Origin of the sequence: Acinetobacter sp. ME22 (assembly GCF_022012315.1) — a bacterium.
GTDB lineage: Bacteria > Pseudomonadota > Gammaproteobacteria > Pseudomonadales > Moraxellaceae > Acinetobacter > Acinetobacter brisouii_A.
In genome coordinates, this window is sequence record NZ_JAKLTL010000007.1 from 41,593 (window position 1) to 63,721 (window position 22,129).

20 protein-coding genes are annotated in these 22,129 nt (G+C 42.5%); 11 read left to right on the forward strand and 9 right to left on the reverse strand.

From position 1 onward, the window contains the following. Positions 1-6: 6 nt before the first annotated feature. From hpaE to LVY74_RS11055, 6 genes are read left to right on the forward strand one after another with little or no spacing between them, the layout of a single operon-like run. Positions 7-1,467, forward strand: coding sequence for a 5-carboxymethyl-2-hydroxymuconate semialdehyde dehydrogenase (hpaE, locus tag LVY74_RS11030; protein WP_237815095.1), 1,461 nt, complete (start codon positions 7-9; stop codon positions 1,465-1,467). A gap of 29 nt (positions 1,468-1,496) precedes the next feature. After that, positions 1,497-2,357 carry a 3,4-dihydroxyphenylacetate 2,3-dioxygenase gene (gene hpaD / locus LVY74_RS11035; protein WP_237815096.1) on the forward strand — a complete coding sequence of 287 codons (861 nt, stop codon included), beginning with the start codon at positions 1,497-1,499 and terminating at the stop codon, positions 2,355-2,357. A 10-nt stretch (positions 2,358-2,367) separates the two neighbouring features. Continuing rightward, positions 2,368-2,757 carry a 5-carboxymethyl-2-hydroxymuconate Delta-isomerase gene (locus LVY74_RS11040; protein WP_237815097.1) on the forward strand — a complete coding sequence of 130 codons (390 nt, stop codon included), beginning with the start codon at positions 2,368-2,370 and terminating at the stop codon, positions 2,755-2,757. A 14-nt stretch (positions 2,758-2,771) separates the two neighbouring features. Further along, positions 2,772-3,575, forward strand: coding sequence for a 2-oxo-hept-4-ene-1,7-dioate hydratase (gene hpaH / locus LVY74_RS11045; RefSeq protein ID WP_111892423.1), 804 nt, complete (start codon positions 2,772-2,774; stop codon positions 3,573-3,575). 12 nt (positions 3,576-3,587) lie between these two features. Next, a complete protein-coding gene (gene hpaI / locus LVY74_RS11050) occupies positions 3,588-4,388 on the forward strand; it encodes a 4-hydroxy-2-oxoheptanedioate aldolase (RefSeq protein WP_237815098.1) in 801 nt (266 codons plus the stop codon). Between the two features lie 12 nt (positions 4,389-4,400). Then, on the forward strand, positions 4,401-5,846 hold the full coding sequence (locus LVY74_RS11055) for an NAD-dependent succinate-semialdehyde dehydrogenase (protein ID WP_237815099.1): 1,446 nt from the start codon (positions 4,401-4,403) through the stop codon (positions 5,844-5,846). 26 nt (positions 5,847-5,872) lie between these two features. Here the strand turns inward: LVY74_RS11055 and LVY74_RS11060 are convergent, their stop codons facing one another. Next, a complete protein-coding gene (locus LVY74_RS11060; RefSeq protein WP_237815100.1) occupies positions 5,873-7,081 on the reverse strand; it encodes an MFS transporter in 1,209 nt (402 codons plus the stop codon). Between the two features lie 160 nt (positions 7,082-7,241). Between LVY74_RS11060 and hpaR the strand changes: the two genes are divergently transcribed. Then, positions 7,242-7,676, forward strand: coding sequence for a homoprotocatechuate degradation operon regulator HpaR (gene hpaR, locus LVY74_RS11065; RefSeq protein WP_237815101.1), 435 nt, complete (start codon positions 7,242-7,244; stop codon positions 7,674-7,676). Positions 7,677-7,757: 81 nt separating this feature from the next. On the opposite strand, the gene LVY74_RS11070 is transcribed toward hpaR, so the two are convergent. Next, a complete protein-coding gene (locus tag LVY74_RS11070; protein ID WP_237815102.1) occupies positions 7,758-8,708 on the reverse strand; it encodes a p-hydroxyphenylacetate 3-hydroxylase reductase component in 951 nt (316 codons plus the stop codon). A gap of 16 nt (positions 8,709-8,724) precedes the next feature. Continuing rightward, positions 8,725-9,996, reverse strand: a complete 1,272-nt coding sequence (locus tag LVY74_RS11075) for a p-hydroxyphenylacetate 3-hydroxylase oxygenase component (protein WP_237815103.1) — start codon at positions 9,994-9,996, stop codon at positions 8,725-8,727. A gap of 374 nt (positions 9,997-10,370) precedes the next feature. On the opposite strand from LVY74_RS11075, the gene LVY74_RS11080 reads away from it, so the two are divergent. Continuing rightward, positions 10,371-11,825, forward strand: a complete 1,455-nt coding sequence (locus tag LVY74_RS11080) for an APC family permease (protein ID WP_237815104.1) — start codon at positions 10,371-10,373, stop codon at positions 11,823-11,825. 320 nt (positions 11,826-12,145) lie between these two features. Then, positions 12,146-13,093: an IS30 family transposase gene (locus LVY74_RS11085; RefSeq protein WP_237815105.1), complete on the forward strand. Its 948-nt coding sequence runs from the start codon at positions 12,146-12,148 to the stop codon at positions 13,091-13,093. Positions 13,094-13,385: 292 nt separating this feature from the next. On the opposite strand, the gene LVY74_RS11090 is transcribed toward LVY74_RS11085, so the two are convergent. The 3 genes from LVY74_RS11090 to LVY74_RS11100 all read right to left on the reverse strand — a co-directional run bounded on the left by LVY74_RS11090 (position 13,386) and on the right by LVY74_RS11100 (position 17,036). Further along, positions 13,386-14,567 carry an OprD family outer membrane porin gene (locus LVY74_RS11090; RefSeq protein WP_237815227.1) on the reverse strand — a complete coding sequence of 394 codons (1,182 nt, stop codon included), beginning with the start codon at positions 14,565-14,567 and terminating at the stop codon, positions 13,386-13,388. Positions 14,568-14,745: 178 nt separating this feature from the next. Further along, entirely contained in the window at positions 14,746-16,104 is a 1,359-nt protein-coding gene (locus LVY74_RS11095; RefSeq protein WP_237815106.1) for an MFS transporter, read from the reverse strand. Between the two features lie 215 nt (positions 16,105-16,319). After that, positions 16,320-17,036, reverse strand: coding sequence for a TorF family putative porin (locus tag LVY74_RS11100; protein ID WP_237815107.1), 717 nt, complete (start codon positions 17,034-17,036; stop codon positions 16,320-16,322). A gap of 366 nt (positions 17,037-17,402) precedes the next feature. Here LVY74_RS11100 and LVY74_RS11105 point away from each other — a divergent pair, with 366 nt between their 5' ends. Next, positions 17,403-18,704 (forward strand): NAD(P)/FAD-dependent oxidoreductase, encoded by a 1,302-nt coding sequence (locus LVY74_RS11105; protein ID WP_237815108.1) that lies wholly within the window; start codon positions 17,403-17,405, stop codon positions 18,702-18,704. Positions 18,705-18,733: 29 nt separating this feature from the next. Next, positions 18,734-19,105, forward strand: a complete 372-nt coding sequence (locus LVY74_RS11110) for a cupin domain-containing protein (RefSeq protein WP_237815109.1) — start codon at positions 18,734-18,736, stop codon at positions 19,103-19,105. Between the two features lie 347 nt (positions 19,106-19,452). On the opposite strand, the gene LVY74_RS11115 is transcribed toward LVY74_RS11110, so the two are convergent. The 3 genes from LVY74_RS11115 to LVY74_RS11125 all read right to left on the reverse strand — a co-directional run bounded on the left by LVY74_RS11115 (position 19,453) and on the right by LVY74_RS11125 (position 22,089). Continuing rightward, positions 19,453-19,905: a GlcG/HbpS family heme-binding protein gene (locus LVY74_RS11115; protein ID WP_237815110.1), complete on the reverse strand. Its 453-nt coding sequence runs from the start codon at positions 19,903-19,905 to the stop codon at positions 19,453-19,455. Then, positions 19,902-21,068, reverse strand: a complete 1,167-nt coding sequence (locus tag LVY74_RS11120; RefSeq protein ID WP_237815111.1) for a multidrug effflux MFS transporter — start codon at positions 21,066-21,068, stop codon at positions 19,902-19,904. Before LVY74_RS11120 ends, LVY74_RS11115 begins: the two co-directional genes overlap by 4 nt. Positions 21,069-21,273: 205 nt before the next feature. Further along, positions 21,274-22,089, reverse strand: coding sequence for a helix-turn-helix domain-containing protein (locus tag LVY74_RS11125; RefSeq protein ID WP_237815112.1), 816 nt, complete (start codon positions 22,087-22,089; stop codon positions 21,274-21,276). Between the last annotated feature and the right edge of the window lie 40 nt (positions 22,090-22,129).

Here is a 22,129-nt window from a genome sequence, read left to right on the forward strand (position 1 = left end):
TTACCCATGATTAAGCACTGGATTGATGGTAAAGAAGTTGCGAGTGACGAAAGCTTTACCAACTATAACCCTGCAACCAACCAAGCCATTGGTGAAGTGGCAAGTGGCGGACAAAAAGAAATTGAGCTGGCTGTCGCTGCTGCGAAAAAAGCCTTCCCGAAATGGGCAAAAACTCCAGCGAAAGAACGCGCACGTTTAATGCGTCGTTTGGGTGATTTGATCGACCAAAATGTTGGAAAAATTGCTGAACTGGAAACCTTAGATACAGGTTTACCGATTCACCAAACTAAAAATGTGTTGATTCCGCGTGCGTCGCATAACTTCAACTTCTTTGCTGAAGTGTGTACCCGTATGAATGGGCATACCTACCCAGTCGATGACCAAATGTTGAACTACACCTTGCATCAACCTGTGGGTGTGTGTGGTTTGGTGTCGCCTTGGAACGTACCGTTTATGACGGCTACATGGAAAACAGCGCCATGTTTGGCACTCGGAAATACCGCAGTTCTAAAAATGTCAGAGTTGTCGCCACTGACTGCCAATGAACTCGGTCGTTTAGCGCTAGAAGCGGGTATTCCTGAAGGCGTGTTTAACGTGGTTCAGGGCTATGGTGCAAATGCAGGCGATGCTTTGGTGAAACACCCTGATGTACGTGCCATTTCATTTACAGGCGGTACGATGACGGGTCGCAAGATCATGGCAAATGCGGGCTTGAAAAAATACTCAATGGAATTGGGCGGTAAATCACCTGTTGTTATCTTTGAAGATGCTAACCTTGACCGTGCATTAGATGCAGCGCTATTTACCATCTTCTCGTTAAATGGCGAGCGTTGTACTGCAGGTAGCCGTATTTTTATTCAAGAATCTGTCTATGACGAATTCGTCAAAGAGTTTGCACGTCGTGCCAAAAATTTGATCGTTGGCGATCCACAAGATCCAAATACCCAAGTCGGTTCAATGATCACCCAAGCGCACTATAACAAGGTGACGGGTTACATCAAGATCGGCATTGAAGAAGGTGCAAACTTGGTGGCAGGTGGTTTGGAGCGTCCAGCCAATCTTCCAGAACATCTGAAAAATGGTCAGTTCATTCAGCCAACCGTATTTGCTGATGTCGACAACCGTATGCGTATTGCCCAAGAAGAAATCTTTGGCCCAGTGGTGTGTCTGTTGAAATTTAAAGATGAAGCCGAAGCTTTAATCCTTGCGAATGATGTGGAATATGGCTTGGCATCGTATATTTGGACACAAGACATCGGTAAAGCACATCGTATTGCCGCAGGCATTGAGTCAGGCATGGTGTTTATTAACAGTCAGAACGTGCGTGACTTACGTCAGCCATTTGGCGGAGTAAAAGCATCGGGTACAGGTCGTGAAGGCGGCGAGTACAGCTTTGAAGTGTTTACTGAAGTTAAGAACGTTTGTATTTCAATGGGTTCACATCACATTCCACGTTGGGGCGTGTAAGCCAAAATAAAATTTAGGGAAGAAATCATATGGGTAAGTTGGTTCTTGCAGCAAAAATTACACACGTACCATCGATGTATTTGTCTGAACTTGAAGGACCTCATCAAGGTTGCCGTCAGGCAGCCATTGATGGGCATATCGAAATCGGTAAACGCTGCCGTGAACTCGATGTTGACACCATTGTGGTGTTTGACAGTCACTGGCTGGTGAATAGTGCATTTCACATTAACTGTGGTGAACATTTCGAAGGCGTGTATACCAGTAATGAATTGCCACACTTCATCAAAGACATGCCATTTGCATACGATGGCAACCCAGTTTTAGGGCAGTTGATGCAAGAAGAAATTGCCAAAACTGGTGTGCGTATCCAAGCCCATAACATTAAAAGTCTTGAGCTTGAATACGGGACTTTGGTGCCAATGCGTTATATGAACCAAGACCGCCGCTTTAAAGTGGTGTCGGTCTCGGCATTTTGTACTTCGCATTCATTGCAAGACAGCCGCAAGCTCGGTGAAGGCTTGATGAAAGCGATTGAGCGTTACGAGGGCAATGTTGCGATTTTTGCCAGTGGTTCATTGTCACATCGTTTCATTTGGGACTGGGAAGCACATCGCGGTATGGACTCTTATACCCGCGAATGGGATCGCCAAGTGGACAAACATGTGGTGAACATGTGGGAAAACGCCGAGTGGGCAGAGTTCTGCGCCATGTTGCCTGAATATGCCGAATACTGCTTTGGTGAAGGTGGTATGCATGACACAGCCATGTTACTCGGTGCAATGGGCTGGGACAGCTATAACCAACCTGTTGAGATTATTACCCCAGCATTCCCAAGTTCAGGCACAGGGCAAATCAATGCGATTTTCCCACTGATGCCAGCCGCAGAATAAGGAGCAGCGCATGCCACACTTTATTGCAGAATACAGTGCCAACTTGCAGGACTCAGTCGAATTTCAAGACCTGTTTCAGCAAGTGAATGATTTTTTGGGCAATACGGGCGTGTTTCCCTTAGGTGGAATTCGTAGCCGTGCCATCCGTTTAGATCAATATCGTGTGGCAGATGGCAAGCATGATTATGCCTTTGTGCATATGACCCTCAAGGTTGGTTCGGGGCGGGATCTGGAAACACGGCAAAAGGTGGCGAGCGAATTATTTGCCTTGATTGAGCAATTCTTTCAGCCACTCAAAGCTGAGCGCCTGTTGGCAATTTCCTTTGAAATGACCGAACTCGATCCTATGCTGAATTTCAAATCCAACAATATTCACCAGTTTTTAAAAAATCAGGCTTAATGCAGGGAAGTCACATGTTAGATCAAGCAAAAGTACAAGAGTTGGCATTACAACTCGATCAGGCTGAAAAAACAGGGCAGCAGATGCGCCAGTTTTCTTTGCAATATCCTGAAATTACCATTGAAGATGCCTACGAAATCCAAAAAGCATGGGTGAAACATAAAATCGCGGAAGGGCGTAAGCTGGTTGGACACAAGATTGGTCTGACTTCACGTGCCATGCAGGTCTCTTCCAATATTACTGAACCTGATTATGGTGCACTGCTCGATGACATGGTGTTTGAAGAAGGTTCGGATATTCCAATGTCACGTTTTATCGTGCCGCGTGTCGAAGTTGAGTTGGCATTTATTTTAGATAAGCCATTGTCAGGTCCAAACTGCACCATTTTTGATGTGCTCGATGCCACACGTTATGTGATTCCTGCGATTGAAATTATTGATGCACGTTTGCACAACGTTGACCCTGAAACTCAAATTACCCGTAAAGTGTTTGACACCATTTCTGACAATGCTGCCAATGCAGGCATTGTACTCGGTGGTCGTCCAATCAAAGCGACGGATTTGGATTTGCGTCGTATTTCTGCGGTGCTCTATCGCAATGGCGTGATTGAAGAATCAGGTGTGGCTGCGGCGGTCTTGAACCATCCTGCCAAAGGGGTGGCATGGCTTGCCAACAAATTGCATCCTTACGGTGTAACCTTAGAGCCAGGACAAATTATTTTAGGCGGTTCATTTACCCGTCCTGTAGCAGCACGTGCAGGCGATACCTTCCATATTGACTATGATCAATTGGGCTCAATTGCATTCCGTTTTGTTTAAGGGAGAAAGTACGTGGTCAATACAGTCAATCACTTTAAACAAAAGTTAAAAACCGAACAGCAAATCGGGATGTGGGTCGGTCTGGCGGACAGTTACTGCGCTGAAATCGCTGCCAATGCAGGTTATGACTGGCTGCTGATCGATGGTGAACATGCGCCCAATGATGTTCGTAGTATTTTAGGGCAATTGCAAAGTGTGGCGGCTTATCAGAGTCAAGCCGTGGTACGTCCTGTAACGGGGGATGTGCATCTGATCAAACAGTTATTGGATATTGGTGCACAAACCCTGCTGATTCCAATGGTGGAAACTGCGGAACAGGCAGCACTCATGGTGAAAGCAACACGTTATCCACCTGAAGGGATTCGTGGTGTCGGTGCAGCTTTGGCGCGTGCATCTCGCTGGAACAATATCAGTGATTATTTGCAAACAGCCGATGCACAAATTTGTGTGTTGGTGCAAATTGAATCTCAACGTGGTTTGCAAAATCTAGACGAGATTTTACAAGTTGAAGGGGTCGATGGTGTTTTCATTGGTCCTGCGGACTTGTCAGCAGCACTGGGTCACTTGGGCAATCCCAATCATCCTGATGTTCAAAAAGCCATTGTCGACAGTATTCAGAAAATTCGTGCCGCAGGTAAAGCCGCAGGGATTTTATCCGCCGATGAAAAACTGGCAAAACACTACTTGGAACTTGGCACCGAGTTTGTTGCTGTTGGGGTCGATACCTCATTGCTGATGAAGTCGATGAAACAGCTATTGGCAAAATATAAAGACGTGGAGATCACCACGAACACACAATCTAGCGTCTATTGAGGAGTGCTATAGATGCAACTGAATAATTCCAGTTTATTGCAACAACATGCGTTTATTGATGGCGCTTGGGTTGCAGGTGAAAAAAGCTTTGCAGTGACCAATCCTGCAACAGGTGAAGTCCTTGGCGAAGTGGCTTCTGTGTCACGTGAGCAAGTCAAACAGGCGGTCGATGCTGCACAAACGGCATTTGAAACGTGGAAACTGACCACTGCCAAAGAGCGCTCAGCGTTATTGCGTAAATGGTATCAACTGATTTTAGATAATCAAGAAGACTTAGCAACCATTTTGAGTTTAGAGCAAGGTAAACCACTGGCAGAAAGCCGTGGGGAAATTCTCTATGGTGCGAGCTTTATTGAATGGTTTGCTGAAGAAGCCAAACGTACTTATGGTGATGTCATTCCGCATGACAAGCAAGGTCGTCGTTTGGTGGTGATCAAGCAGCCCGTAGGTGTGGTCGCAGCAATTACCCCGTGGAATTTCCCAAATGCCATGATCACGCGTAAAGCAGGGCCTGCTTTGGCGGCAGGTTGTACCATCGTGATTAAACCTGCATCGGAAACCCCATTGTCTGCATTGGCATTGGTGGCTTTGGCAGAACAGGCAGGTTTCCCGAAAGGCGTGGTGAATGTCATTACAGGTAGTGCCCGCGACATTGGTGCGGTGTTGACTGAGCATCCTGCGGTTCGCAAAGTGTCATTCACAGGCTCAACAGAAATCGGTAAATTGTTGATGCAGCAAAGTGCCGCTACCATGAAAAAAATCAGCATGGAACTGGGCGGCAATGCACCATTTATCGTGTTTGATGATGCAGATCTCGATCAGGCGGTGGAAGGTGCTTTGGCCTCTAAATTCCGTAACAGTGGTCAAACCTGTGTGTGTACCAACCGTGTACTGGTACAAAGCGCAGTCTATGATACTTTCGTGGAAAAACTGGCGGCTGCGGTTGCTCAATTGAAAGTTGCACCTGCTTTTGAACAGGGCGCACAGCAAGGACCATTGATCAACGCAAAAGCGGTTGAAAAGGTTGAAGAACACATTCAAGACGCAATTGCCAAAGGGGCAAAAGTGGTTGTCGGTGGACAAAAACATGCGCTGGGTCATAGCTTCTTTGAACCAACGGTATTGTCTGATGTGACACCTGAAATGTTGGTTGCTAAAGATGAAACTTTTGGCCCACTTGCGCCAGTCTTCAAATTTGAAACTGAGCAACAGGCGATTGCGATGGCAAATGATACCGAGTTTGGCTTGGCATCATATATTTATACGCAATCGTTAAGTCGTGCTTGGCGTGTGGGTGAGGCTTTGGAATACGGCATGGTCGGTATTAATGAAGGCTTGATTTCAACTGAAGTTGCACCATTTGGTGGCATCAAGGAATCGGGCTGTGGTCGTGAAGGTTCAAAATACGGTATCGAAGATTACCTTGAACTGAAATACATGTGTATGGGCGGTATTTAAATCGTCATCAAGGTTTGAATAAAAGGTCAGCTTGTCTGACCTTTTATTTTGCCTGAAATATGCTGGGGCAACTGGTGCAGTAAATACAAACACAGCAGCACCGTGAAAAAGAACAGTGCCCATTTGGCAGAATAGAGACTGGCAATCGCCCCCGCAATTAGTCCACCCAAGGCATCGAAACCAAAACGGATGGCGGTATAAATCGACACTGAACGCCCGCGTAATTCGGCAGGGGTATTTTTCTGAATGAGAATATTGGTCGAGACATTGGCAGTGGAAATGCCAAAGCCCAATAAAAATAATGCCAGTAGATAACCTGAAAATAGATTCAGTGTAGACAAAAAGATCAGTCCCAATCCACACAGACATTTGCTATAAAAAATTCGTTGGTGAATACGCTCATCATTTTGACTACCTGCCAAAAGTAGTGAAGATAGTAGCGAGCCAACGCCTGCCATGCCCCATAAATAACCCAAAATTTTGGCATCACCGTGTAAATAATCTTTTGCCAAAATCGGTAACAGCGCCACATAACTAGAAGCGGTAAAGTTTAGGCAAGCAATCCCAATCATCATACGTTTATAGTCTTGGTTTTTAAAAATAAAACCATAACCTTCTTGAAATACCTGTCGCAGTTTTCCTGTAGCTTGGGTGGCTTGAATGTTACGCATCAGCAGCAGTGCTAGCATGAGAAATAAATAGGACACCGCATTGAAAACAAAGCAGGTGAACGGATTGGAGACTGCCAATAATAGCCCTGCAATTGGTGGCCCAATAAAACGGCAGGAATTAAAAATCATGGCGTTCAGCGCCAGTGCATTGCCAATATATTGCCGATCTTGAATCAGTTCACTAATAAACGACTGGCGTAATGGGGTATCAATCGCAGTTAAAAGTCCTAAGAATAATGCCAGTGCAATAATGCTGCTGGTACTGAGTAAATTAAAATAGGTTAAATAAGCCAATAAGAGCGCCTGTATTAGAAACAAGGCTTGTACCACTATCAGGGCAATCCGTTTATTTAGCGTGTCAATCACTGCACCGACCAAAGGGCTGACCACAAGCTGCGGAAATAGTGCTAAAAAACTGCTTAGCCCCAGTAAAGCTGGGGAATGGGTGAGTTGATAGACGAGCCACGCCAACGCCACTTGCTGAATCCATGTGCCGAGTGTTGAGAGGGTATGCCCAATAAAATAATTTCTAAAATTTGGGAAAATCAGACTACGAAAGAGCATGAGAATATATCGGAAAATAATTTAATTAATATATTAACATTATTGTGTTTCTCTATTCATTATGAAAAATAAATAGATTAATGATTTCGTAAAAGTCGTTTGATTTTCTGATGTATTTCAAGGAGAATAAAAAAATCCCAGTATTATACTTTGATTATTAATGAGCAAAATTCGCCCTTCATTGACGCTAGCCTTGCTGCAAGCCCGCGAAACCACAATGAGCTTTTTTCGACCAGCCCTCAACGAAATCGGCTTGACTGAACAGCAGTGGCGCATTATTCGCATTTTGTCACAATACGATGCTTTGGAAAGTAATCAGTTGGCTGATTTGGCGTGTATTTTAAAGCCGAGCCTGACGGGTATTTTAAACCGTATGCTGGAAATGAAGCTGATCAGTAAAAATAAAAGTACTGAGGATCAGCGCATTTACTTGATTAGTTTGACTGAAGCGGGCAAGAAATGTTTTGAGTACCAAGTGGTGAAAATGGAAGAAACTTATCAGCGAATTCAAAAAGAATATGGTGAGGAAAAAATGCAGAATTTAATGCAATTGCTGAAAGAACTTTCTGAACTGAAAGAAAATATTGCTGATTAATCCAGAAGTCTATTTAAAAAAATAAGACTGAAATAAAAAAGCCATTGGATTCAACCAACGGCTTTTTTTATGTATCTTAAATTAAATGCCGATCAGATCTTTGAGCATTTGCTTGAACAAGTCACGCTGTTCATCGCTGTATTTGGCAAAAACGTCTTTCTGATGATTTTCAGCAATTTCATACAGCGTATGCGCGGTGTCGATACCTGCCTGAGTCAATTCATAGTGATTGCCTTGATCGGTCAGCAAGCCTTTTTCAGCCAGAATTTGCGTCGCACGCTCAATTTCAAGCATTGGCATCGCCACTTCACGGACTAAGTCTTCTTTAGACTCCGCCATTTTGCTTTCTAAAACCAACAGCAAACGCGCTTCGCTGGTACGGAAACCTGAAGCCAGTTGTTTTGGCTGATAATCGTTTTGGTAAGCACGTACTGCTTGAGTTAGCAAGTAGTACATATTTTGGTATAAACGACCTGGGTAAATATCCTGTGCAGACTGCGTATGTTCCTGCTTGTTTTTCAGGTGCAAACTTGGATGTGGCAATACTGCTGAATAGGCTCCCTGATGGTACACCAACGGGTAACGACCTGCATCGGTGAAACGCACCACTTTACCAATCAGAATCCAGTGATCACCACCTTCAACGATCTGATATTTTTCACATTCAAAATTCGCTGAACAGTTTTTGAGTACAGGTGCATTGCCCATGCCGAGTTCATATTCTGTACCTGTAAACTTGTCAGTATTACGACGTGCAAACTTGTTGGATAAATCAATTTGCGCAGCCGACAAAATATTTACGGTAAAGTGCGTTGCTTCTTCAAATACCTGAAAGCTGGATGATTTTTTGTCGATACTCCATAAAATCAGCGCAGGGTCTAAAGACACCGAGTTAAAGCTGTTGGCAGTTACACCGACTTTTTCACCAGCGGCATTTTGTGCAGTGACAATGGTCACGCCTGTGGCAAAATTACCCAAAGCGCGGCGAAACTGTAGCGGGTCAACGGTTACATTGATTTGAGAATTCATCATGACATCCTTATCTTGATTAAACCATGCTCGGGTCTGGGTCTAAGCCCATGAGCTGACGTCCTAAAATTTGTGCACAAACATCGTAGTCTGTATAGGCATGTGCACCTGTCATGTGTGAATCACGGAACAGACGTTGTAATTCACTTTGATCGAGCCAGCTGGTTGCGCCTGCCGCTGCAAACAAACGGTCAACCGCTTCAATACACATTTTCACTGCATACGCTTGGTTGGTACGCCAAAACGCTAAAGTATCGGCATTTGGGTACAGCTTGTTTTCACCATGCACTTTATGGTCTTGCCATGTTTTTTCCAGTAAGGCACGCGCTGCGGCAACCTGATGGGTTGATTCAGCTAAACGCATGAATGCAGGGGTAGCATTGGCAACATTTGCACCTGTGTAAGCACGCACACGGCTTTTTTGTTTGTCTTTGAAAGCTTCCAACATGCGCTCTGCAATGCCGAGGCTCACTGCTGCAAAACCACTGGCAAAATATGGGCGGTAAGGGGTATAGAAAATTTTGCTGTCAGGGTACAAACCAAAACCTGAAGAGCGACCTTCCATCATGGCTTTGGCTTTTTCAATGCGGTATTCAGGAATGAATACGTCTTTCAGCACGAGCTGTTTTGAACCACTGCTTTTAATGGCTTGTGCAAACCAGTTGTCATGAATCACATAGTCTTTACGAGGAATGACACCAAAACTATAGATTTTGTTGCCTTCAGCATCGAAACGGTTAAACCCGACAATTGCATATTCGGCATGGTCACAGCCAGAACTCCAGCCATATTCACCATTTAAAATGATTCCGCCTTCAACTTCTTGCACTTTACCAAAAGGCGCAATGGAGCTACTTGCTGTTGCATCAGGGTTGCTGAGCCAGATTTCATCCTGAAGTTGTTTTGAGAACATGGCAATTTGATGGCTATGCGTACACAGCAAGCTAAATGCCCAAGCCGTTCCTGCACATGCACCTGCAATGGCGACGATACAGTTGGCAAAGTCAGGCAGGCTAATTTCTAGACCGCCATAGGCTTTCGGCTGAAACGCTTTGTGTAGACCAATCCCTTTTAACAGTTCAATATTTTCATCGGGAACTTGGCGTAAAGCTTCGGCATGTTCTGCATTTTTAGCAATTTGCGGTAACAAAGCTTTGACCTGTTCCAAAATATCTGCACCCACCACCGAATCTGCATAATAGGTGTTATGGCGAACAAAGGTTGCAGGAATACGTTCTGCCAAAGATGAGTTTGCTCGGGTTGCTGTTGGTTGAGCAATGGTATTTTCCATAATAGCTAATCCTTAAACTACTGTTGTCTGTCAATCATGTGATCTCTCCGATGTCTATTAAGATGCGGTATAAAAAGGATTTTTTTAATGCACTTTCCATTGTTTAACTTGTACTTTTCATAAGTGATTATTTTTTATTAATTAATATATTCATTTTATTTTTGCTTATTTTAATAACTCATCCTCGAGGATGATTTTAAGCCTGAAACGGAGTTTGTGATAGACAGTCTAAATGTTAATTAATATATTAACTTTAATTGGTGATCTAATGCTCATTTTATTTTTTAAAATAGTGACCATGTGCACAACACAAGACACTTGCTTAGATCTCATCTTATGAACTGTTGTGAATATCTGATCAAGGAGGACAGGGAATGACCAGTAGTAATCATCTCCGTAAAGGGAGCTTGGGTCTGTGGACTGTCGTATTTTTTGTGGTTGCAGCAGCATCACCTTTAACAGGTGTCGTAGGTGCATTGCCACTAAACTTTATGTTGGGGAATGGCGCGGGCGTACCTGGGTCATTTGTGGTGGCAGCAGCATTGCTGATTATTTTTAGTTTTGGCTTTGTGGCAATGAGCCGCTATGTGGTCAATGCGGGCGCGTTTTATACTTATATTGTGCAAGGCTTAGGTGTGGGTTCTGGTATTGCAGGTTTAAGTACCGCAATTTGGGCTTATGCAGCGATGCAATTATCGGTCACTGCTATGTTTGGCTTTTTTACAGAGCATCTTGTACAAACCAACTTGAATATTGACTTGCCGTGGTGGTTGTATGCGATAGCCATGCAAGTCGTAGTGATTTTACTTGGGATTGCTAAAGTTGAAATTGGTGGTAAGGTTTTGGGTTTACTGATGATTTTGGAAGTCGGGATTATTTTAGTCGCTGACTTTGCGATTTTTAATCAGCCGACTAAAATTGATTATTCACATATTCAAGCACTCAATATTAATTTTGCATCGTTTAATCCGAGTAATATTTTTAATGATCATTTTGGGATTTCAATGGTTTTTGCCATCTGTTCCTTTATTGGTTTTGAAGCGGCGGCAATTTATTCGGAAGAGTGTGTAAATCCGCAGAAAGTGGTGTCACGTGCAACTTTTATTGCGGTGATTTTGATCGCAGGTTTCTTTGTACTCACGGCTTGGTCATTTGTTTTATACAGTGGGGTTGATCAAGTTGCAGCGATTGCGAGCAAAGATCCGGGCATGTATATCTATAACGTGACTGAAAAGATTTTGGGGCACTGGGCAGTTGAGTTGATGTCTGTATTGCTGGTCACCAGTTTGTTTGCAGCCACTCAAGCTTTCCATAACTCGCTTTCTCGCTACATGTATACCATTAGTCGTGATGGTCTGCTTTGGGCAAAAATGGGACAAACTCATCCAAAACATCAAACGCCATATATTGCCAGTATTGTGCAAGGTGTATTGATGATTGCAGCGGTAATTGTCTTTACTATCATGAAACTTGACCCGATGATTGATATTTTCTCTTGGGCTTCAGCATTTGGCAGTATGGCAATTCTCGCTTTACAGTTTGGCGTATCTTTGGCGGTGATTTTCTACTTCATGAAAAATAAAGGCTTGCCTGTATCGCTGTGGAGCCGTTTGCTTGCACCTTTAATTTCTGCGATTGGTATGTTTGTGGTGTTGTGTTTGGTCATAAAAAATCTCGACATTCTGAGTGGTTCAAACAGCCCTGTGGTGTATAGCTTACCGTTGATTTTAGCGGGATGCATTCTCTTTGGTTTATTGGCAGGTTCATTTCTGAAAAGGAAGAAACCAAGCTTATATGCCAACATTAACAATATGGTTAAAAATATTTAAATTGAATTTTGTGCAGACCCGTCTTTGGATGGGTCTTTTTTTTGCTTAAAATAATCAACTCAATAGGCGAATTTAGTTGCGAAAAATCACTGTATTTTTGTGGGAAATTAAGAAGGAGATGATCGGATTAAGTTAAAAAGAAATACGATTTTTCTTTATGAATAGCAACTTAAAACAAGCATTTTAAAAATTCTATTCAGCAATGACTATTTTTATAAGTCCTTAGATTCTCAAATGAAGTGCAACATAGATTAACTTATTGGAAAGAAGCAAGATGAGCTAGCATTTTGCTTCCGACCGACCAAAGTCAAAGTTGCATCATGAACTATACTCATCTTACCCAAGAAGAAAGATATCAGATTTATACATTGTTACGCGAAGGTTTTTCTAAGCGCTATATTGCTTGGAGATTAAATCGCTCACCCTCCACAATTTCTAGAGAAATCAAACGTAATCGAGCCAGAAATGGCTATTTTGCTCAACATGCCCATAAATTGGCTTTAAAGCGGCATTGCTCCAATCCCCAAAGAATCCCTTTTGATATTTGGACAGAAGTTATCTCTTATCTTAATGTCCAGTGGAGCCCTGAACAGATTGCTTCTCATGTTCCAGTCAGTCTGCATTCAATTTACCGCTTCATACGACAGAATAAGAACCAAGGTGGAACACTCTTTCATCATTTACGTTTCATCAATCAAAGAAAGAGGAAATACGGCTCTCCTGAAACCCGTGGTCAGTTGAGTCATCGTAAAAGTATTCATGACAGACCGATTGAAATAGAACATCGGACTCGCTTTGGTGATCTAGAAATAGATACAATTGTTGGCAAGAAACACCAACAATCACTGGTCTCAATTGTAGATCGAAAGACGGGTTATCTTTGGCTAAAGAAGTGCAGTACACGCAAGGCAGAAGACATTTGCCAAGCCACAATCAGTCTGCTTGAGCCGATCAAGGATCAGTTAAAGACGATTACCGCGGATAATGGTAAAGAGTTCAGTCTGCATGAATATACTGCTCAGGAGTTAGGTATAGATTGGTATTTCGCTGATCCTTATAGTGCTTGGCAGCGAGGTACAAATGAAAATACAAATGGCTTAATCAGGCAATATATTAGAAAAGGCAGTGATTTGAATGACTATACGGATGAATATATCTCAGAAATCACTCAGCGTTTGAATTGTCGGCCAAGAAAAAGACTCGGCTTTAAAAGTCCGAGTCAGGTATTATGGCAACAACATGGTGTTGCACTTCAAATGCTAATCTAAGGTCTATTTAAAAATCATCTATCATCAAGCTATCTTCATCGCTATGCTGAACAGTGTTCCTCATTCCAAAAAGAAAATGCTTTCAATCTTTATTTGATGGTCTCTAATGCGCTTTTTGAATAATAAAAGAATCTTATTAAAGAGATTGGGTCGAAACAGATTTCCTGATCTGGGGGATGAGGTTTTTATATCAGGTTAATTTAAAGTTCAAAAAGAAAAAGCCAGTCAGTTGATTCACAGACTGGCATTCATGAATAAGGTTTTTGAGGTGGATATGAGGTGACTGGGTTCGTTAGAACTTCTTCACATAGGTCAGGAAAATACGATTTTCATCAAAATCAGTACCATAATGAATCCGATAAGGTGCATATAAATATTGAATCGACAAACCTTGTAAGGCTTTTTGCTGAAAGTTGTAATTTAAAATTACATTGGATTCTTGCTCATTATTTTTACGATGATCGGTGGTTTCAAAGCCGTAACCGTAGACATGTTTCAGCACCATACTGAGTCCTGGAACGTAATCTTTAAAGTCATAACAATAGACAAAGTGCCATGACTTTTCTTTAGCTTTAAAAAAGCCTGTCACGTTCCAGTTAATAAAATAGGTTTCAGGCAAATAGCCATCTGGCAGCGGGTAAGCATCGCCAATAATCTGCTGATATCCCAGACTTACCGCATGGTTCTGATATTTTAAGGTTTCCAGTAAGCCAATGTTTTGACTGTCGATTTTGAAATGTGAGTTGTTATCTTTCGAATTAAAATATTTCAGTTTGCTATTCAGCGTTAAATCGGTTGTTGTTGGCAATTTCCACGCGTGATCTAGCCCCAAATAGTGCTTGTTGAACAGGTTTTCTAAATTGCCATAGTAATATTCAGCTTTCAGATTTGGGCTGACACGGTAACGAACATCTAAATAATTCAGACCATCAGAATCATAGGTTGTACCACCTGTGGTGTAGGCAAAATGATGGAAACCTTCCTGATTGCGCGGAGACACTCTGGTGACGCGACCAACTTCAACACTCAGGTCATCGTTGATTTGCGAATGCAGATTTGCACCCCAATAAGAGGTCAATAACTGGCGACTGCGGTCAACCGTCGTCACAGGTAAGTCCAGCCAGAGTTCCCCCATTTTGACTTCAGTGTTTTGGTATTTGAGTTTGAGTGTGCCACCGTATTTTAAATAATCAGCGGCTTGCTTTTGAGTGCTGCTGTCAAAAGGTAAAACAGTATCGGCAACGTGTTTGTCTTGACTTAGACGCACCGCATATTGGGCAGTGGCTTCGACCCCGATCTGAAGCTGATCGATGGGTGTGGCATGATAATGCGAATCATAAAATAACGATGCCCCTTGTGACCAACTGCCTGTATCTTTCACGGTATTGCTGTCGTAGTTACGGTCAATATAGGCATTTTTTAATATCACTTTAAAATGATCATTATCATCATCTGCCCATGCGCTATGTTGCATAGCAATCGCAAGGCTAAGTGCTGAAAATATAAAAACACTGTTCTTTTTATTGATTTTTTGCATAAACATTCCTTGTAGGTGCAATGCTGTGACATTGCCCCTTGTGTCGTTCATTTTTGAGGTTTAGAGAAGAGATTAGGTAAGCCTCATTCTGCTAAGACTTGTCTTGAGTGTGGTTTTATTTTTGCCAAGAGAATGGGCGTTGTTTTTGTTGTTCTTCATGATCTGGCCCAAGCGGAATTCCTGTGCGGTCACGTAGTGCCAAGGTCGCAACTAAACCGATTAAAGTCATGAATACCAGATAAATACTGACTGAGTGCGTTGAATGGGTCACACCAATGAGCCAAGAGGCAATCATGGGTGAAAATGCACCGCCCATAATCGCCCCTAAAGCATAGGCAATCGACACGCCTGAAAAACGAACTGAGGCAGGGAATAACTCCGAGTAAAATGCCGACTGCGCACCATAGGTCATACCAATTCCGATGGAAAGCAGACACAGGGCTAGCGTAACAGACCAGATGCTACCAATATTTACTAAAGGAAACAGTGCCAATACCCCAACCAGTTGAATAATCCAGCCCAAGATATAGGTATTGCGACGTCCGATTTTGTCAGAGAGAGAACCTGAAATCCATGTAAACACTAACCAGCATGCCGATGCCAAAGTCACACTCATTAAAATCGCAGTACGCGGTAAATGAATCGAACCTTCAGGGTTGGTGGTGTAGTTTTGAATGAATCCGCCTGTGGTCATGTAGCCAATCGCGCTATTGCCTGCAAACACCAGTGCAGCAGTAATTACAAGTAAAGCATGGTGTTTAAATAGATCTTTGATCGGCGTTTTGGAGTTGCTTTTACGTTGTTTAATTTCTTCAAAAACAGGGCTTTCTTCGACTGAACGACGAATCCAGTGACCGACAAACAGAAGGACAATACTAAATAAAAATGGAATTCGCCAACCCCATTCCATAAAAGCTTCACCTGGTGCAACGACACCACTCATCAGTGCCAACATGCCTGATGCCAGCAGCAAGCCAAGCGGAACACCAATTTGTGGAAATGCACCAAAACGTCCACGTTGGTGACTTGGTGCATGTTCAACTGCCATCAATACCGCGCCGCCCCATTCACCGCCCGCAGAAAGTCCTTGAATAATTCGTAAAACCAGTAAGCCAATCGGTGCTGCAATCCCAATCTGTGCATAGGTGGGCAAGACCCCAATCAGTGCGGTGGATAAACCCATACAAATCAGCGTAATGACCAAAACTGCACGTCGCCCAAATTTATCACCATAATGACCTGCCAAAAATGCACCGAGTGGGCGAAACAGAAAACTGATACCGACTGTCGCAAATACAAGCAGTGTGCCAAGGCTATTTCCCGCAGGGGCAAAAAACAGATTTTTGAAAATGAGTGCGGCAGCGCTGGCGTAGATAAAAAAGTCATACCATTCAATGGTGGTTCCGATCACTGTAGCAAGTGCAACTCGTCTTTCACTTGCGGTCGTCCGCTGAGCGGTATTTGTAATATCCATGTAATTTTATCCATAAATTATTCTTCGAATATAGTTAATATGCTAACTATATATTTAATATATTAACTATAATGGGGTGTGTCTAGAATTATTTTGGATTTATTTTGAGCAGGGTATAGGGGAGGTCTCACAAATGGCTTTTAGAGATGGTGCAAGAGAGCAAGAACTTTCTTTTCTAGGCATTGCACCTAGAAAAGAAAGGGGGAAGTTTAGTCTTAGAAAGATTTTCCGATACTGAAATAGACCGCACCATCGGTGGTTTTTGGCCCATTCTTCACATCAGTATCAATCCAAGACAATTCGGTATCGACGCCTTTGATATTGGTTTTAAAGCCAACTCTGTAGTCCATGTAGTGGTCTTTGTCGCCATAACCATAGGCTTGCTGAAATTTTTCTACGCTATCAAGTTTGGTATATCCGACAGCGCCTATTAAATTAATCGACTTGTAAATCGGGTAACTAAAAGCGGCATTTAAATACATTTCATTGCCAGACTTCATAGCATATTCAGGTGAGTAATAACCGCTCAAAGTTATGTTATCGCCTTCTTTGATATTACCACTGCGGCTATAAATCGCTGCAAATTCACTAAAATCAGGATGATAATCTTTGATCGCGCCTGGATAGTTCACATCAATATATTGAAAATCGAGGGTCGACTTCTCGTCAATTTTCCATTGGTAGCCGAGGAAATAATCCGCTTCAATGCTGTTGCCATCTAAACCAAGGTCAACATTGGATGCCCATAGATTGACATAAAAACCTGACTTGTGTGCCAGCGTTAAACCGCCTTGAACACTTGGGTTATTGCTGGTTTGTGACAAACCGCGGAAACGGTAGTCAGTGGCTAGCGTGACATTCCCTGTGACCGTAAACGCATCTGATGAAAACCAATCATCTGCTGCCAAAGTCTGTTGTGTTGTAAGCCCCATAAATGAAAACAAAATGAAAGATGAACCCAAATACTTCATATCAACATTCCTTTTATTGAATAAATTTCAATCTCTGAAAATTGAAAATAACGATTTTTTTATATAAAAAAATCACCCTTAAGGATGATTTTTAGGGATCGGGTGAGTTGTGATTTATCAAATAAAGCGAACAAGCATATGCATATTTGTATTTTAAGTCTCTATTTTTAATAAGGTTGTTAAAATATTATTTCTTTTTCTGTCTAATAAATTTGTAGAAAATATAGATCTACTTAATAAATTAATTATTGTAGTTTATAAATATATTTAATATATTAACTAATATAAATGATCTGAGCGAATACCGCAGAGAAAGAAGGAGTGGTTATGCATCCAGATGAAACAGCAACCTATTACACCTCGACCAAAAAATATCATTTGAACTTTCCGCAACTTGAAGCTGACCTTCAGGCGGATGTGGTGATTATTGGTGGTGGATTTTCAGGGATTCATACCGCACTCGAACTTGCGGAACATGGCGTTAAAAATATTGTGGTGCTTGAAGCACGCTATCTGGGATTTGGTGGTTCAGGGCGAAATGGTGGGCAGGTCATGGCAGGTATTGGGCATGACTTGGACAACATTAAACATGAAGTCGGGGAAGAGGGTTTAAACACCATTTTTGAACTGAGTGAGCTTGGCCCTCAGATCATGCGTGAACGTATAGCTAAATATAAAATCGATGCGGATTTTGTCAATGGTTATGCCTATTTGGGCTTTAACCAACGCCAGTCCAAAACTTTAAAAGCGTGGGAAAAACAGTTTAAAGCCACCAATAGCCAAGATGACATTTACTATGTTGAAGGCGCTGAGGTGAAAAAGGTAGTCGGTTCAACGGCTTACCAAAGTGCTTTAGTACACATGGGCGGTGGGCAGGTTCATTCATTGAATCTGTTGCTGGGTGAAGCCAAAGCCTGCTCTGAAATTTATGGTGTGAAAATCTTTGAACATACCCCAGCCATCGAGATTGAGTACGGCAAAAAAATCAAAGTGCGTACTGCAAAAGGTTCGGTAACTGCGGACAAAATGGTTTGGGCATGTGACAGCTTTCTCAACAAGCTTGAACCAACGCTGCATAAAACCACCATTAACACCTATGCCTTTCAGCTCATGACTGAACCGCTCAGTGACGAACTGATTCAACAGATTAGTCCTATGCGTGGTGCTTACAGCGATATTCGCCCTGTAATTGACTACTACCGTGTCACCCCTGAAAACCGTTTGCTGTTTGGTGCGGCAACACCTCTGTTTGACTATATTCCACAGGATTTAAAAGCGTGGAATCGTGAACTGATGCTGAAGATCTTTCCGTATTTGGCAGATGTCAAAATTGATCTGGCATGGGGTGGACCAATGGCTTCTACGAAGAATTTGTTTCCACAAATTGGCACATTGACCGAACAGAAAAATGTGTTTTATGTGCAAGGTTACTGCGGTTTTGGTGTTACGCCGAGCCAGATTATTTGCAAGATTTTGGCGCAGGGCGTACTCGGTGGCAGTGAGCATTTTCAGCTTCTCAGCTCGGTGTCGAAACCTGAAATTCCTTACAAAGACTCACTACGGGCAACCATGTGTACTTTGGGCAAATTCCTGCATCAGATCAAAGGCTATGGTCAGGGCAGACGTTAATTGAATAATTTTTTGATGGAGAAATGACAATGACTACATTTGTGACAATCAATCCGCAAGTGCAACTTGAAGACCTTGATGCTTGGGGACAAATTACCGACTTGGGCGGTGAGTTACTTACCGAACATAATGTTGATATTTTCGGCAAAATGACCCTTGGCGCACCGACTGATGCAATCAGCGCAGGTTATTTTGGGACTAAACAAGGTAAATATCGCTTGGTCTACCCATTTTCAGAACAGGCTGTAATTGTCGCTGGTGAACTCAGCATTACCGATGAAAGCACAGGCGAAACGCACAACTATAACGCAGGGGATTTCTTTGTCGCAGCCAAAGGCACATCAACCGTTTGGGAAGTTAAAAGCGACTTCTTTATTAAGCATTACTTTGCAGCGGTGTAACAGCTTCCATCTTCAGATTTGGAGGTTTGTATAACTCCCCTTTATACAAACGACCCATCTCCAAAGAGGGAGGGTTATGCGCGAGAAGAAGTAGTGACCTTCAAGACATAACCAAGGAAACAGATACCATCAGGTATCTGTTTTTTTATGGTTCAATGTTATGAATACGCAAAGTGAATTAAAGCGTTGTCAATTTCTTAAAATGTATTGAAGTATGACCTGAGCCTTCAAATGAAGAAGGCTCATATCGCTATGTTAAGCTTAATTTATTAAGGCGTATCATGGTCAGGTTTTGTCTGAGCATTGCAGTTAGCCGTAGCAGAATCATCCATCAAATATCGATGTCATTAACAAGCTAAAAGCTGACAAGTAAACAAGGCACTCTGTGCAATTTCAATATCCTGAGCAATCGAGCCACCGCTGACTCCAATGCCACCAATCAACTGTCCCTGACAGAAAATCGGCAAGCCACCACCCACACCGAGCAAGCGTTCATCACTATGTTGCATGCCATACAGTCGCTGTTCAGGTTGCATCAATTCAGAAAATTCGGCACTGCTACGTCGTAGTGCTGTTGCGGTAAATGCCTTTTTTTGAGCAAAGGCATAACTGACCACAGGTGCATTATCCATCCGTGCATAACTCACCATATTTCCTTGTGCATCAACCACGCAAATCACCACATCAATTTGCAATTTACGTGCAGTATTCAGTGCCGCTTGCGTGAGTTGCTGTGCAGTGTGCAGATTAATCACAGGTTTTAAATTAAAGAATAAATTTGGAGATGTTTTGGAGTTCATGTCTTGTCCTGAAACAAAAAAATACTACAACATGCCACGACACCACAGGCAGCCATTACACCTGTCATGGCAAGCGTCGAGTTGGCAACATAAAACAAAGTCACTAAATAACTGGCGATAGCACCCAAACCAAATTGCAAGGACACCGCAAGTGCTGAAGCTGTGCCTGCTAGTTTCGGAAATAAATGCAGCAGACTGGCAATCGAGTTTGCCCCGATTGCACCTGTCATGCCGACAAATAAGCACTGCCCAAGCATGATCCAAATTGCTTGATCATGTGCTGTTAGGCTCAAACTCAATAAAAACAAACCCGCAGCGCAGGTCAGACTGGCAAAGACTTTGAGCAATTGCTGTGGACTATAACGTTTGAGCAGTCGGGTATTTAAATAAGAAAATACGATGATGGTAAAAATATTGGATGCAAATACCAGCGCATACTGAGTCGCAGAAAAATGAAACTGCTGAATAAAAATAAACGATGAACCAGTAATGTAAGCAAACATCCCTGCAAAAGTTCCACCCAAGCACAGCATATAGCCCCAACTTGGTTTGACTTTTATGACCTGCCAGTAATTCGCCAGTAAATTATGCGCCACGCCTACGGGTTTTTTATGTTCAATTTGCTGATACACAGCATATAAAATCAGGCAGGAAAATAGGCTTAAAAAGATAAAAATCGCCTGCCAATGGTAAAGCTGCATGATGATGCTGCCAAAAATCGGTGCAATCAAGGTCGCAATCATGGTGACGATATGCATAAACGACAAGATTTTCGGGGTTTCCTGTGGTGGAAATAAATCACGTACCAATGCCCGAGAAATCACCGAAGCAGATGCGCCCCCAATCGCTTGTAGCAGACGGAAAAATACCAGCGATTCAATATTAAAGGCAAAGACACAACCCAATGATGCCAAAATATAAATACTGATTCCGACCAGTAACAGTGGTTTTCGTCCTAGACTGTCTGAGAGTGGGCCATACACCAGCATGCCCAAACTAAACCCGATAAAGAAAATGGTAATCGATAGTTGAACTTGCGATGCACTGGCATGCAGATCATGGGCAATGGTTGGCAGGCTTGGCAAGTACATATCAATCGACAAAGGACCAAATGCCACCAACATACCCAATAAATAAATCAGGCGTTTTGAGGAGGTTGCCACGACTATTTCTCGATGGACTATGGAGTGATTATTATGACAAGAAACAAACTTAGTTAATATATTAAATAATAAAAAGATGTAATTTTTTTAAAAAAGGTATGCCTTAAAATAAAGCATTTTGCACCAAGAAAAAACAATTAGGCTTTGCATGATGAGTTTCTCGTGTAAACACATCTCAAAAGAAAAATGGGAATTCAGGCTGTGATTAAGAGTACAGCCTTTGATCTGCATACAGACGTACCTGACTCAAAAAAGCATGTGGAGAGGTATTGCCATATTTTTTAAAATCTTTGCTGAAATGTGACTGGTCGTTATAGCCTAAGTCATACGCCAAATCTGAAATACTGTGCTGCACTGAGTGCTGTAAATGATGAATTGCAGACTGGAAACGCATCATATTAAAAAACGATTTGGGACATAACCCCGTATCTTGCTTAAACGTCCGCTGAATATGTCGTGAAGAATAACCTGTCAGTTGTTCCAATTCCTTGATTTTAAATTGTGAAGTTGAGCGATAAATACATTTCAGCACTGCCAGACTAATATCGGATAGCGCATGTAACAGATGTTGATTTAAGAATTGCTCAAAGCAACGGATGCGTTGTTCAAACTGGGTATGTTCTAGAATCTGCTCGATTAGACCCTCGGCTTGCGGAAGAATATCCAGTAGTTTGTATTCTTGATCAAGCAACTCATGTGCAGCAAGTTGTTGAAACTGTGGAATTACGCCTGGGTGAAAACGCACCCCGAAATAATGGATACCCGCATGTAACTGGACGGTCTTGGCACTTAAGGTTGTCCCACAAATCCATGCATGGTTTTGGCTAGTGTTACATTCAAATAAAATATCGACACAGCCATCTGGAATCGCAATCACCTGATCTTGTGTATCAGCAAGTTCCAAGTCGTAATAGTCTGAAATCAAAGGATGATTGACCTGACGACGCTGTTGATGCAGACGCGAACAGAACACAAAAAAAGGTTGTTCAGTAAAAATTGTGCGGGTTAAGACAGACATCATCCATTCACCATCAGCCAAGTAGCGGGAGTTAAAGCAAAGA

What these genes read in the sequence shown, in the direction of transcription:
- LVY74_RS11070 (WP_237815102.1), bottom strand. Translation starts at nt 8,708, where the DNA reads ATGATGAATTCTCAAATCAATGTAACCGTTGACCCGCTACAGTTTCGC.
- hpaD (WP_237815096.1), top strand. Translation starts at nt 1,497, where the DNA reads ATGGGTAAGTTGGTTCTTGCAGCAAAAATTACACACGTACCATCGATG.
- LVY74_RS11075 (WP_237815103.1), bottom strand. Translation starts at nt 9,996, where the DNA reads ATGGAAAATACCATTGCTCAACCAACAGCAACCCGAGCAAACTCATCT.
- LVY74_RS11110 (WP_237815109.1), top strand. Translation starts at nt 18,734, where the DNA reads ATGACTACATTTGTGACAATCAATCCGCAAGTGCAACTTGAAGACCTT.
- LVY74_RS11100 (WP_237815107.1), bottom strand. Translation starts at nt 17,036, where the DNA reads ATGGGGCTTACAACACAACAGACTTTGGCAGCAGATGATTGGTTTTCA.
- LVY74_RS11080 (WP_237815104.1), top strand. Translation starts at nt 10,371, where the DNA reads ATGACCAGTAGTAATCATCTCCGTAAAGGGAGCTTGGGTCTGTGGACT.
- LVY74_RS11060 (WP_237815100.1), bottom strand. Translation starts at nt 7,081, where the DNA reads ATGCTCTTTCGTAGTCTGATTTTCCCAAATTTTAGAAATTATTTTATT.
- hpaH (WP_111892423.1), top strand. Translation starts at nt 2,772, where the DNA reads ATGTTAGATCAAGCAAAAGTACAAGAGTTGGCATTACAACTCGATCAG.
- LVY74_RS11095 (WP_237815106.1), bottom strand. Translation starts at nt 16,104, where the DNA reads ATGGATATTACAAATACCGCTCAGCGGACGACCGCAAGTGAAAGACGA.
- LVY74_RS11090 (WP_237815227.1), bottom strand. Translation starts at nt 14,567, where the DNA reads ATGCAACATAGCGCATGGGCAGATGATGATAATGATCATTTTAAAGTG.
- LVY74_RS11055 (WP_237815099.1), top strand. Translation starts at nt 4,401, where the DNA reads ATGCAACTGAATAATTCCAGTTTATTGCAACAACATGCGTTTATTGAT.
- LVY74_RS11125 (WP_237815112.1), bottom strand. Translation starts at nt 22,089, where the DNA reads ATGATGTCTGTCTTAACCCGCACAATTTTTACTGAACAACCTTTTTTT.
- LVY74_RS11085 (WP_237815105.1), top strand. Translation starts at nt 12,146, where the DNA reads ATGAACTATACTCATCTTACCCAAGAAGAAAGATATCAGATTTATACA.
- hpaR (WP_237815101.1), top strand. Translation starts at nt 7,242, where the DNA reads ATGAGCAAAATTCGCCCTTCATTGACGCTAGCCTTGCTGCAAGCCCGC.
- hpaE (WP_237815095.1), top strand. Translation starts at nt 7, where the DNA reads ATGATTAAGCACTGGATTGATGGTAAAGAAGTTGCGAGTGACGAAAGC.
- LVY74_RS11105 (WP_237815108.1), top strand. Translation starts at nt 17,403, where the DNA reads ATGCATCCAGATGAAACAGCAACCTATTACACCTCGACCAAAAAATAT.
- LVY74_RS11040 (WP_237815097.1), top strand. Translation starts at nt 2,368, where the DNA reads ATGCCACACTTTATTGCAGAATACAGTGCCAACTTGCAGGACTCAGTC.
- LVY74_RS11115 (WP_237815110.1), bottom strand. Translation starts at nt 19,905, where the DNA reads ATGAACTCCAAAACATCTCCAAATTTATTCTTTAATTTAAAACCTGTG.